Annotated in this window: 10 protein-coding genes; 5 read left to right on the top strand and 5 right to left on the bottom strand. The window is 44.2% G+C overall.

The annotated features are described in order from the left end of the window. Positions 1-19: 19 nt before the first annotated feature. From IRQ78_RS13335 to IRQ78_RS13315, 5 genes are all read right to left on the bottom strand, one after another. Positions 20-2,470 carry an ABC transporter permease gene (locus IRQ78_RS13335; RefSeq protein WP_138618524.1) on the bottom strand — a complete coding sequence of 817 codons (2,451 nt, stop codon included), beginning with the start codon at positions 2,468-2,470 and terminating at the stop codon, positions 20-22. Then, the gene (locus tag IRQ78_RS13330; RefSeq protein ID WP_055198568.1) at positions 2,470-3,222 is read right to left on the bottom strand and encodes an ABC transporter ATP-binding protein; all 753 of its coding nucleotides are present in this window, start codon (positions 3,220-3,222) and stop codon (positions 2,470-2,472) included. Before IRQ78_RS13330 ends, IRQ78_RS13335 begins: the two co-directional genes overlap by 1 nt. Then, positions 3,219-4,496, bottom strand: coding sequence for an HlyD family secretion protein (locus IRQ78_RS13325; protein ID WP_138599091.1), 1,278 nt, complete (start codon positions 4,494-4,496; stop codon positions 3,219-3,221). Before IRQ78_RS13325 ends, IRQ78_RS13330 begins: the two co-directional genes overlap by 4 nt. A gap of 153 nt (positions 4,497-4,649) precedes the next feature. Then, positions 4,650-5,312: a response regulator transcription factor gene (locus IRQ78_RS13320; protein ID WP_054552322.1), complete on the bottom strand. Its 663-nt coding sequence runs from the start codon at positions 5,310-5,312 to the stop codon at positions 4,650-4,652. A 112-nt stretch (positions 5,313-5,424) separates the two neighbouring features. Further along, complete coding sequence (locus IRQ78_RS13315) at positions 5,425-7,716, bottom strand: TonB-dependent receptor (RefSeq protein ID WP_138618522.1); 2,292 nt, start codon at positions 7,714-7,716, stop codon at positions 5,425-5,427. Positions 7,717-8,011: 295 nt separating this feature from the next. On the opposite strand from IRQ78_RS13315, the gene IRQ78_RS13310 reads away from it, so the two are divergent. Genes IRQ78_RS13310 through IRQ78_RS13290 form a run of 5 tightly spaced genes read left to right on the top strand, consistent with a single transcriptional unit; the run spans position 8,012 to position 12,664 of the window. Continuing rightward, positions 8,012-9,313 (top strand): GntP family permease, encoded by a 1,302-nt coding sequence (locus IRQ78_RS13310; RefSeq protein WP_054552324.1) that lies wholly within the window; start codon positions 8,012-8,014, stop codon positions 9,311-9,313. A gap of 9 nt (positions 9,314-9,322) precedes the next feature. Further along, positions 9,323-10,510, top strand: coding sequence for an E22 family MetX-like putative esterase (locus IRQ78_RS13305; protein ID WP_138618520.1), 1,188 nt, complete (start codon positions 9,323-9,325; stop codon positions 10,508-10,510). Positions 10,511-10,514: 4 nt separating this feature from the next. Next, complete coding sequence (locus IRQ78_RS13300; RefSeq protein WP_054552326.1) at positions 10,515-11,276, top strand: 3-hydroxybutyrate dehydrogenase; 762 nt, start codon at positions 10,515-10,517, stop codon at positions 11,274-11,276. Between the two features lie 9 nt (positions 11,277-11,285). Next, the gene (locus tag IRQ78_RS13295) at positions 11,286-11,993 is read left to right on the top strand and encodes a CoA transferase subunit A (RefSeq protein ID WP_063527828.1); all 708 of its coding nucleotides are present in this window, start codon (positions 11,286-11,288) and stop codon (positions 11,991-11,993) included. Between the two features lie 11 nt (positions 11,994-12,004). After that, positions 12,005-12,664 carry a 3-oxoacid CoA-transferase subunit B gene (locus IRQ78_RS13290; protein WP_054562936.1) on the top strand — a complete coding sequence of 220 codons (660 nt, stop codon included), beginning with the start codon at positions 12,005-12,007 and terminating at the stop codon, positions 12,662-12,664. Positions 12,665-12,762 lie beyond the last annotated feature (98 nt).

The raw sequence follows: 12,762 nt of genomic DNA, 5'->3' as shown, positions 1-12,762 counted from the left end.
AAGCCACCATTTTGTGCTGTTAATCGTTACGTAGTGCGGCCATAGGTTTTGCTTTAAGCAGTAAAACCAAAGGTCTAAAGCAAGCGAATAGCGCAATACATAAGGTAATACTCCAAGCGAGTAATTGCAGTCTTACATCAAGTATCAGCCAAGACATTAGCTGTCCTTGTAACATGTAAAAACCCACTATTACTGCGGCGAGAGCAACCGCAAAACCAATGAGCACAGGGATAATAGCTTCAACACTCATCAGCTTAAATAAGCGCGCTTTTTTCGCACCTAATGCCATACGAATACCAAACTCATAGCGGCGCAGACCCAGGTTGTAGCTCAGTACCCCAAAAATACCGATTGCTGCTAATAATAGAGTAAATAGCGCTAAGGTACTACACAGAACCACGGTCAGTCGGCTCATGTACAGTAAATTGTCGTACTCTTGTTGCAGGTCATTAAACTGCCACATGGTTAGGTCGCTGTTTTTTTCTTTTAGCGTATTAAGTATTTGTTTATTAGTCAGCTTAACGCCTTCAGAAGCTTTGATAGTAAACATGTAGCTATACGGTGTCGCAGGCCACCAAATGTGACGACCAAACGATTCATCGTAGTATTTAGGGTGATTAAAATCTTCGGTTACACCCACCACTTCATACATCTTTTCTTCTAAGCCTTGGTAGCTCTTGCCGATGATATTTCGATAGTCTTGGCCTGGTAATAAGTTTTCAGCCACGCTGACCGATACCAGTATCTCGTTAGTTTCACCGCGTATTGCTTGTTCAGTAAAGGTGCGGCCAGCGAGAATTTTGGTGTTAACTAACACAAAGTAATCAGGCCCTACCCACTGACTAGGGAAGAAAACGGAGCTTTTACCGTTTACATCAGTCAAGGTGTTGGCGTTTTGTCTTTGCGAAACCGGGCTATGACCCAGGGCAACATCATCAATGCCTTGGCTATCAAGCAAAACCTGCTTGTATTGCAGCATATGTTCGTAGCGCTCAGCCAATGACATCTGATTATTTGGCTGGAAAAGGTTGGCAAAATATAGGTTTTCGGTATCACTGCCGAGTGGGCGGTTAATCGTGCCCATGGCTTTACTCACTACCATCACCGAAAAACTCACAAGCAGCGCGGCAACAAACATTTGTGAACCAATTAAAATACGCACTGTACGGCCAGATACCTGTGAAACCCCGCCTTTACCACTGTTCTGCATTTGCGTATTTAGGGTTTTGTAATTCACCAAACGCGCTGTAATTACAGAGAAAATATAAGCAAGAGCAATACACAGTATGATGGCAACAATGACCAACGTGCTATCCACGGCCAAGCTATTAACCAGTGGCAGTCGGCCTTCTGCTAGTACTTTAAATAAACGTATGCCCCATACCGATAAAAACAGCGCAATGCTTACCGATAAGGTCATTAAAATCAGTGACTGTAAAAAGATACTTTTAAATAATGTGCTGCGTTTAGCGCCTAATACCGCCTGCAAAGCGAGGGTTTTATGTTGAGCAAGAGCGCGTGAGAAAAACAACGTGCTTACATTAAGTACTGCAATAATCAGTAGCCCTACTGCACCGGCTAACATCATTAAGCTTAAGTCATCGTTATTACCCAGCTCAACGTCACGATACGGGGTTACTTCAGGTTTTACATCGGTGATCCCCCCGTTGTTTAGCCACTCTGATTTAACCGTATCAATTTGCTGTTTTAAATCGACTTTAACTTGATCTATGGTGACCCCAGGCTTTAAAACTGCAATCAGTTTTAGGTTTTTGAAAGTGTTTGTCCACGGGCTTTGCCAATCGTCATTGTGAAAGAAACGGCGGTCCGCACTGGATGGAAACCACACTTCAACGTCACTTGCTTTAAACATGTAGGGTGGGCTGAATGAGTCATCAACAACACCGACGATACGGTGAACGTAATCGGTTTCACCCGCCATGACTGAAAGTGTTTTACCAATAATGTTCGGGTCGCTGTTGTAATGCTTGCGCCAGAAGTTAGCAGAGATAACAACGCGGTCATCAGGAGTTTCGAGTGTTTCTCCAAGGTCAAAACCTTGTCCCATTAAAAATGGTGTGTTTAATAAGTCAAAATAGTTGCCGCCAACATACAGCACTGGTTCTTTCGGTTCGCCATCTAGGTTTGCAAAGATTTGCTCACCCGCATTGATCATCATACTTTGTTCAAAGCTTTGATTATGCTTAAGCCAATGCACCATCGATTGATAGCTTTGAAAGCCGGTAGCATCGTAGTCATCATAGGTAAGTGATTGCTCAACCACCACCATACGGCTTTCATCGTACACATCAAGGGGCTTTAAAAAGTAGCTGTTAACAAGGCTAAGCACCACAAACAAGGTGGCAAGAGTTAAAGCAAGCGTTGCGATAACTGCTGTTACAAAGCCCGGAGCATTCATTAATGATGCCCACGCTAAGCTAAATTGGGCGCGTGTTTTGGTTAATTTCATTACATCACCTCAGCGCTTTCAAGTGCATGCTCAGTATTGTCGCTGCTAGGTGCTTGGCGAGCTTCAGAGTAGGAAACAATTTCACCATCTAGCAATTTAAGTTGCGTTTTAGCACGTCCGGCATAACGTAAATCATGGGTTACCATACAAATGGTGGTGCCTTTTTTATTCAGCTCATCAAGCAAGTCCATGACGGCATCACCATTTTTTGAATCTAAGTTACCAGTTGGCTCATCCACCAATAAAATGCTTGGCTTGCCAGCCAGTGCGCGGGCAATAGCAATACGCTGTTGCTGACCACCTGATAATTGGTTTGGTTTATGCTGAGCACGATGGCCCATCTCAACTTCATCAAGGGCTTGTTTTACAGCAAGCTCAATTTCGCTTGGGCTCATGGCTGGCTCTCGATAAGTGAGCGGCAGTGCTACGTTGTCAAATACCGATAATTCATCAATTAGGTTAAACGACTGAAATATAAAACCAATGTGAAGGTTTCTAAGTTCAGCTTGCTGATCCATATCAAGGGTTTTTGTGTCGACTTCTTTAATGAAATAGTCGCCAGCAGTTGGGCTATCGAGTAAGCCTAATAATGACAGTAACGTCGATTTACCACAGCCAGATGGGCCGCTAATGCAGATATAGTCACCTTGGTTAATATTCAGGCTGATGTCTTTTAATGCATAGGTTTCAACATTTTGGCCGCGATAAACTTTGGCGATTTTGTTTAATGAGATAAGCGTATTGGTTTTCATAAACTGTCCTGTTCGATTTTTATTGTTGCCAAATGCTGCCATTTAGAAAGGTCTGAAATGATCAGCTGTTCGCCCACGGTGGCACCGCTCAAAAGTTGAATTTGATTGTCACTAAGTGTACCAAATTCGATATTGGTTGGCGTTGCTAACTGGGTATTTGGATTAAGTTTAAACAGCGTGGCTTCGCTGTGTGCTTGTGCTTTTTGTGGCACGTTAATGGTTAATGCATCGGGAATAATGTTGCTAACGACATAGCCTTCGATGCTTAAATCGGGGCGAGCATTAGCGGGCAGTGTGCCTTGTAAATCAAGTTCGATAATAACTCGACCATCGGTAACAATAGGGTCAATTCGGGTGACTTTGGCATCAACTTCACCGTGGTCTGCTTGGCTAAAAGTATTTACTTTCGCTGCCATATTGAGTGCCACTTTTTCGGCATCTGCTTGCTTAACGCTTAGCTCTGCTTTGAGTGCTTTATTTGAGCCAACCACCGCAAGGCGGGTACCGGGCACGAGGTTTTGGCCAAGTTCAACATTCAATTCTTGCAGCATGCCATCGATACCTGACGTTATTTGCAGCTGATCAAAAGCCTGTTGCTCAACTTGATAATTAAGCTCAAATTGGCTTAATAGTTCTTGCTGTATTTTGCTACGTTGTAAGTGCATTTCTTTAAGCTGTGCAAGGCGTTGTTGCTCGATACTTACGCGTTCTGTAAGCTGTGCAACGTTTAGCATGCTTCGTTTGTAATCGAGGCTTGAAACAATCCCTTGCTCGATCAGTTTGCTTTCAGCATCGACTCTAAGCTCTGCACTTTGCAGCTCACTTTTTAATATGGCGAGATTTGCTTGGCGCTCAAGTAGTTCACTTTGCTGGTTAATTCTTTGCTCATTAACACTGGCTTTTTGGCGAGCAAGTTCTAGCCGAGCGACCGATAAACGCTGCGCTTGCTGTGGGTTGACGAGGCTTAAAATCACTGTGTCTTTTTTGACGATAGTGCCGGGGTATACATGGATAGCTTCGACCATTGCGGTGTCGGTATTGGTTAAATAACGTTGATACTTTGGCTTTAAACGGCCAAAGCCACGTATTTTTACCACAAAATCGGCTTGTTCTACGGTTGCTATTTGCAGCTGGCTTGCAGCAACCACTGTGGGGGTTGTCCATTGATACACCATTAAAGCGCCAAGAGCCGATACGCCAATGGCTGCAACAGCCAGCCATTTTTTAGCTTTTGATTGCTGAGGTTTGCGTTTTAGTGTGCTGTCTAAATCCATGATACTGAGAAAAATAAATAATCATGGAATAGCTAAGGCGAGTTTTGTGCCAAAAGTTAAGGTGTTGAAAAGTAGTAACTTTTTATCTTTTGCAACGTGAGCTTTTCCCACTACTGGGAAAGCGAGTTTTAAAACTGGGAGTGAATGCTTAAATTAGCTTTCTTCGATTTTGCCAACCTGCGAAAGCTGGTTAAACAAAATGCCTGCTTGGGTGCGGTTATAGACATTAAGTTTGCGTAAAATCGCTGACACATGTTGTTTTATTGTGGTTTCTTGAATCGACATTTCAAAGGCGATTTGTTTATTCAATAAACCGTCGGCAATCATCGCTAGTACGCGGTATTGCTGCGGAGTTAGTTTTTCAAGGTTACGAGCAAATTCGCTTTGTTCGTCGTTGATCACCACATCGGTTAAATCCACTTCAGGTGGTAACCAAGTGTCGCCATTGAGTACATGACTAATTGCTTCACTAATAACATCTAAAGAAGATGACTTAGGAATATAGCCAGCAGCGCCAAGGCTCATCGCTTGTTTGATTATGGCGGGTGTCTCATTGGCAGAGACCATGATTACCAAGATATCAGGGTAGTGGTTACGCAGTTGCGAAAGGGCTTGCAGGCCATTTGCACCTGGGATGGTGAGGTCTAAAAATATCAGTTCAATCTCAGGATGAGCGCTTAACAGTGCAAACAAACCATCAATGTCACTGGTTTCTTTAATATGTTCTTCAGGCACTGATGTCGCGGCAGCTTGACGCAGCGCACTTCTAAATAACGGGTGATCATCGGCGATTATGGTGTTCACAGCTAAAGACATTCCCTCGATTCTCCAATGCGTTATGTTATAAGTGATTTTGCCTTTTGAAACAAGGTTTGCCTGAGGGGAAGTTTCAGACAAACCTTTCTCACACAAGGATTTAGATTCTATTTTAGAAACGGTAACCAACAGTGAAGGCTACAGTGCGAGGGTCGCCGTAGTAACCAATTAGCGTATTATCACCACCTAAACCTGGGGTGTATTTGCTGGTATCTGTTGGGTCTGTTGGATCCGGTGCCACGAACTGGTAACCACCAATCATGTACTCTTCGTCCGTTAAGTTTTTACCGTAAAGACCTGCCGTCCAGTGACCATCTGTGCTGTACCAAGTAATACCCATATTAAAGATACCGTAAGCATCTTGCGTTAGTAGGCTATCTTCTTCGAATAGCGCGTAGTCGCCTCTGTGGTAGTAGTTACCATTGATAACGAAGTCACCCATTTCTGTGTACATACGGTACGTTGCACCCAGATTAAAGGTTAAGTCAGGTGTGTTTGATACCGTAAAGCGGTCTGATTTATCGAATGCTTCACCGGTTTCTGGGTCGTAATCAATTACGTTATCGAAGTTACTATCGATGTAACCCACTGACGCATCAAAGCTGAGTGATTCTGATGCAACATAGTTTAGTTCAAGCTCGATACCATCTGAGGTTGACTCACCAATGTTACCTAAACGTTGGTTCAGATCTGCTGCGCTATCGCCCGGTAATACCGAAATATATTGACGGTCTTTATGGTCAAGGGTGAATAACGTGACGTTTGCACGTAAGTTGTTGTTCCACTCACTCTTCATACCGATTTCGAATGAATCGACGATTTCTGGCTTTGCAGCTGGCTCTGCAGTGGTTGCACGTGGATTGAAAGTACCTGACTTAAAGCCTTGCGCATAACTTGCAAAGAACATGATGTCACGATTGTACTGGTATTCAACGCCAGCACGTGGTGTGAAGCGTGACCATTCTTCTTCATCATCGAGTACCGTTGGTACAAGCTGACCTTCTGGGCGAGTGTAACCTGGTACCCAACCTGATTCAGGGTAAACAATGTCAAAGATTAGGCCATTGTTAACCTGCGCTTCTTTTTTGTCTTTGGTGTAACGTGCGCCGAGTGTCATTGACCATTTATCTGTTAAATCAATCGAGCTTTGGATATACGCTGCTTTACTGTTTGAGTTACTACAGCCGCTTACTTCACGAGTCAGACCCGGAGCACCTAGACTTTGACCTAAGATACCTAAAATAGCCTCAAATTGACCGCAAGATTCACCATCATAGTAGTAAATACCTGAAACCAATTTGTAGTTATCGCCTTGATGATTTAGCTGCAACTCGTGAGTCGTTTGCTCATCATCGTAAATAGCAGGTACGTCGAAAATTTGCAGTGACGTGTTATCAAAGTCGATATTGGTTGGTGAGTAGCTCTCACGGCTTGAACCGATATATTTAATGCTAGTGCTGTCAGTCATATCCCAACGAGCAGTTAGGCTGTAACCTTCGAGTTCAACTTTATTCCATGTTGGTAAGCTGGTGTAAGAGTCATACACGCTGTCTGGAACTGGTGCATCAGTAAGAATACTTGGTAGTAAACGGTAACCACCTTTTGCGTTTGATTTGTCTTCTGTTTTATCCCACGCGAGGCGGAAGAATAAGTCATCAGTCGGTGTGTATTCGAGTGTAACACGAGCTGCGGTTACGTCTTTGTTGTAGTTTTCGCGGTCTTGGTTATCAAGAGCCGATGTTAAAAACTCACCAAAGCCATCACGGTTAAGCGTTGCAAAACCAAAACCCACGTAAAGTTTTTCGTCAACAATCGGTAATTGGCCAGTGATTTTTAAATCTTTTTGGTTATAGCTACCTACAGTGCCTTGAATATTTAATGTTGCATCACCGCTCATTTCTTTGGTGACGTATTTAATGGCACCACCAATGGTATTTTTACCGTAAAGCGTCCCTTGCGGGCCGCGTAATACTTCGATTTGTTGAACATCAAGTAGATCAAGCACGGCACCTTGAGGGCGAGCAAGATAAACATCATCGATATAAATACCTACGCCTGGCTCATACCCCCAAAGTGGATCTTGTTGACCTACACCACGAATAAACGCAGTAATTGTAGAGTTAGTACCACGGCTTGCTTGCAAGGTAGTATTTGGCGAGAACTGCTGAACTTCGGTCATAACGACAATGCCATTTTCAGCCAGCTCTTCAGCACCAATTGAAGTGACTGCGACTGGCACTTCTTGCAGGTTTTCAACAGTTTTACGTGCTGTTACCTGAATACGTTCAAGTTCCCCTTTTTTTGCTGCAGGTTCGGCTTGTTCTGCCGCTTGAGTACTGACACCTGCCAAAGCAAGTGATACAGCCAGAGTAAGTGGCGCGACTTTTGGGTTAAGCTTTATCATGTTGTATTCCTTGTTATTGTTGTCATTAGTCTTATGGCCACTCACATCGATGTTGCCGAAGACTGAATAAGATTTGCCCGTGTCACCTGTCAGTTAATGTAGAAGATAGTTGCAGAAATTGAATTAGTACCATAGTGCTATACCCGCCACAGCCCTTTATTTATCAAGCAATTAAGCTATTTTTAAAGCAGATAGTACCTTAGTGTTATGTATTTTTTGAGCGCTTAGGGTAAGACTGAAAGCATTATTCCGATGTCACCTCATCTGTGTAATAACAATAATTATAGGAATGTCTATGCTGAGCATGATAGGACTGTTAGGCGGTTTAATACTGCTGATCATTTTAACGCTGCGTGGGGTAAATTTATTTATCGCTGCGCCAATCTGTGCACTGTTAGTTGCACTTAGTAGTGGCATGGCCATTTTCCCTGTATCGGCAGATACAAACTTTATTAACGCCTATATGGATGGCTTTGCAGGCTTCTTAAGTGCGTGGTTTTTTATGTTCTTACTGGGGTCGTTGTTCGGTAAATTCATGGAAGACACCGGTGCTGCAGACAGTGTTGCAAGCTACATTGTGGGTAAACTAGGTATGAAGCATGCCGTTCTTGCGGTTGTGATTGCCTGTGCTGTTTTAACCTACGGTGGCGTGAGCGTCTTTATTGTTGCGTTTTCCGTTTATCCAATGGCATTAAGTCTGTTTAAAGATGCAAACTTACCGCGCCGCTTTATTCCAGCAACGCTGGCATTTGGTTCGGTGACCTTTACCATGACTTCGGCAGGCTCGCCAGAAATTCAAAACTGGATCCCGGTTAAGCACCTTGGTACGTCACCCTATGCAGCGTGGGAAGTGAGCTTAGTGGTCGCTATTTTCATGGCCACAGCAGGTTACTTTTGGTTGAACAAGATGATCAAAAAAGCCGTTGCTAATGGCGAAACCTTTGAAGCGCGTGATGATGATCCTGTCATTATTGAGCGTCGTCGTCCGCATCCAATTACGGGTGTGATCCCACTGATTGTGGTGCTGCTTTTATCATTTACGCTACATGATGTACTGCAGCAAACCGCGCTTATTGTCGCTTTGCTTGGTGGTGTACTGAGTATTGTGATTATCAATTTTAAGCATTTTCACGATATGGGTAACGCTATTAATGTTGGTACAACCGGCGCTTTAGTGGCAATCGGTAATACCGCTGCTGTGGTTGGTTTTGGCGCTGTGGCGAAAGTATCACCGGCATTTACCGCCGCTGTCGATGTGATGACCCATATGCCGGGGAATGAGTTGGTTGGTGCTGCGGTTGCGGTTAGTGTAATTGCTGGTTTAACTGGCTCTGCTTCTGGCGGGCAAGCCATTGCATTACCCCTTGTCGCACCAGGTTATTTAGACATGGGTGTAAACCCTGAACAACTGCACCGAGTAGTGGCAATTAGCTCTGGAGCCCTCGATACCTTGCCGCATAATGGTTATGTGGTCACAACAATACGCGCTATCTGTAAAGAAACGCACCAACGTGCGTATTGGTCAATGGCAGCGCTGACTGCGGTCATTCCGCTTATCGGTGTCGCATTGGCACTCGGACTCTTTATTTTCTTTTAAGGAACAGCAATGAAAACCAAATTAATAATTTTGCTATGGCTGGTTGTATTTAGTAGCACCGCGTTTGGCGCTGCAAACAAAGCCGACACCATGCTGGTGGAAAAGCAGCATTTTACGACAAAAGATTTTACCACTGTGTCTGGTGTGACGTTAGAGCAAGTGGATATTGGTTGGGAAAGTTACGGAAAACTAAACGCCAATAAAGATAACGTGATTTTAATCACTCATTACTTCTCTGGTACTTCTCATGCCGCAGGTAAATATAAAGCGGATGATGCCCTACCGGGTTATTGGGATGCGATTATCGGCCCAGGTAAAGCTATCGATACGAATAAATATTATGTGATTAGCTCAGATACCTTAGTGAATGCCAACTGGCATGATGAAAATGTAATCACCACAGGTCCTGCGTCAACTAATCCAAAAACAGGTAAACCTTATGGTTTGAATTTCCCTGTGGTTACGATTACTGACTTTGTGAATGTGCAAAAGCGTTTACTCGACAGCCTAGGTATCACTAAGTTACATGCTGTGATGGGCGCATCAATGGGGTCGTTTCAAGCACTTGAGTGGGCAACACGTTACCCAGATAAAGTAGAGCGTTTAATTCATGTGATTGGCGCTGCAACGATGGATGCATGGACAGTCGCGGCACTTGAAAAATGGGCGTTACCAATTCGTCTAGATAAAAACTGGCAGCAAGGTAATTACTACGGCAAAGAGCGCCCGTTAGATGGTTTAGCGGCAACCATGCTTAATATTACGCAAGATGCGATGCATCCAATTATTTATAACGCGAGCTTCCCTGACTTTAATGTATTGGATGAAGGTGCATTAAAAGATATTCGTACCTTGCCTAAGTTAAACCAAGTACTCGCTCAGCGCGCAATGGCACGAGCGAAAACGCAAGATGCCAACCATGTACTTTATTTGGTCCGGGCATCACAATTATTTACCGCTGGTATGCAAAGCGATTTAACAACGGCACTTAAAAATGTCTCTGCCAAAACATTATTACTACCCGCAACGAACGACTTACTGCTTCGCCCTGAAAACATGCGTACTGTGTTTGACACCATGAAAGCGGCAGGTAAAGACGTTGAGATTTCAGAAATTGAAGGGGGCTGGGGACACCTTGATGGCATTTTCTCAATCGCCCCGAAAGCGCAGCTTATCAGTGAGTTTTTAGAGGAGTAACCCGATGAGCAAAACAGTTTTAATTACCGGTGCAGCCAGTGGGATTGGTCTATATGTTGCCCAGCAACTGGCGATGCAAGGTCACACTATTATTGTGACTGATTTAAATCAGCAAGCAGCACAACAAGCGGCGGCAGGCATTGTTGAGCAAGGTGGTAGCGCCGAAGGGTATGCGCTTAATGTGGCAGATAGTGATGCAATTGAGCAGTTTTTCACTGAGCTTAATCAGCCAATTGATGTACTTATTAATAATGCAGGTATTCAGCACGTGGCAAAGCTTGAAGATTTTCCTGCTGATAAATGGCAGTTCTTACAGCAAGTTATGCTCGTTGGCCCGGCGATGATGACCAAGGCGGTACTCCCTCGCATGCGTGAGCAAGATTTTGGTCGCATCATTAATATTGGCTCAATTCATGCCATGGTGGCGTCTAAATATAAGTCGGCTTATATCGCTGCAAAACATGGCTTAATCGGCTTTGCTAAAACCATGGCACTCGAAACTGGTGATGCCAACATCACGATTAATACTGTGTGCCCAGCCTATGTAAAAACGCCGCTTGTGGAGCAACAAATTGCCTCGCAAGCCAAAGAACATGGCATTTCTGAGCAACAAGTGATCGACACAATTATGCTAGCACCAATGCCGAAAAAAGCATTTATCGGCTTAGATGAGATCCTGCATACCGTTAGCTTTTTAATGGCCGATGCAGCACGCAATATTACCGCCCAAGCAATCGCCATTGATGGCGGTTGGACTGCACAATAGGAGGAGCCAATGGCAGGTTTTGATAAAGTAGTTACAAGTTATAGCGAAGCAATGGCTGGCCTTGAAGATGGCATGACAGTGATAGCCGGTGGATTTGGCTTATGCGGTATTCCTGAAGGCTTGATTGCGCAAATTAAACGTCAAGGCACCCGAGATTTAACCGTGGTATCGAATAACTGTGGTGTTGATGGTTTTGGTTTAGGGGTGCTACTTGAAGACAAGCAAATCAGCAAGATGGTTGCCTCTTACGTTGGTGAAAACGCGTTATTTGAGCAGCAACTATTAAATGGTGAACTAGAAGTTGAGCTGACACCGCAAGGCACCTTAGCTGAAAAAATGCGTGCTGGCGGCGCGGGTATTCCTGCATTTTATACCGCAACGGGTGTCGGTACACCGGTGGCTGACGGTAAAGAAACCCGCAATATTAATGGTCGTGACTATTTATTGGAGCCAAGCATTACTGGCGACTTTGCGATAGTTAAAGCGTGGAAAGCAGATCGTTATGGTAACTGCATTTATCGTCATACGGCGATGAACTTTAATCCGATGGCAGCAACCGCTGGCAAAATTACGGTTCTTGAAGTTGAAGAAATTGTTGAGCCAGGGGAGCTAGAGCCAAGCCAAATTCACACGCCGGGTATCTATATTGACCGAGTGATTAAAGGTGAATTTGAAAAGCGCATCGAGAAAGTTACCACTAAGCAAGAGAATCAATAAGGAGCACGCTGATGGCATTATCACGAGAACAAATCGCTAAACGCGTGGCGATGGAACTACAGGATGGTTACTACGTTAACTTAGGTATAGGTATTCCAACCTTGGTCGCTAATTATGTCCCTGATGGCATCGAAGTGATGCTGCAATCAGAAAATGGTTTACTCGGTATGGGGCCATACCCAAGTGCAGACCAAGTTGATGCTGATATGATCAACGCAGGTAAAGAAACGGTCACCGCTGCAACGGGGGCGGCTATATTTAGCTCTGCAGAAAGCTTTGCCATGATCCGCGGCGGCCACGTTGATTTAACCGTGCTGGGCGCGTTTGAAGTAGACCAAAACGGCAACATAGCCAGTTGGATGATCCCGAAAAAGCTGGTTAAAGGGATGGGCGGTGCGATGGATTTAGTGGCCGGTGCTAAAAACATTATTTGTACCATGACCCATGCCAACAAGCATGGTGAATCAAAACTGCTGACCGAATGTAGTTTGCCGTTAACGGGCGTTGGTTGTATCAATAAAGTGATCACCGATTTGGCACTTTTAGAAATTAAAGACGGTGCATTTCATTTATTAGAGCGTGCTCCGGGTGTTTCGGTTGATGAGATTATTGCTAAAACACAGGGCAAGCTGATTGTATCTGGTGACGTTCCTGAGATGACTTTTAGCTAGTTTTGCGACTTTTAAGCAGCTAATTTGCCTAGATTTTATACTAACCCCCAGTAATGTGCTTTTTGTTCATGAGTTTTATGAACAAAAAGCCATTTATC

It is taken from the genome of Pseudoalteromonas simplex (assembly GCF_015278155.1).
GTDB lineage: Bacteria > Pseudomonadota > Gammaproteobacteria > Enterobacterales > Alteromonadaceae > Pseudoalteromonas > Pseudoalteromonas simplex.
The sequence above is the reverse complement of the archived record's forward strand: the minus strand, read 5'-3'. Positions and strand labels throughout refer to the sequence as shown.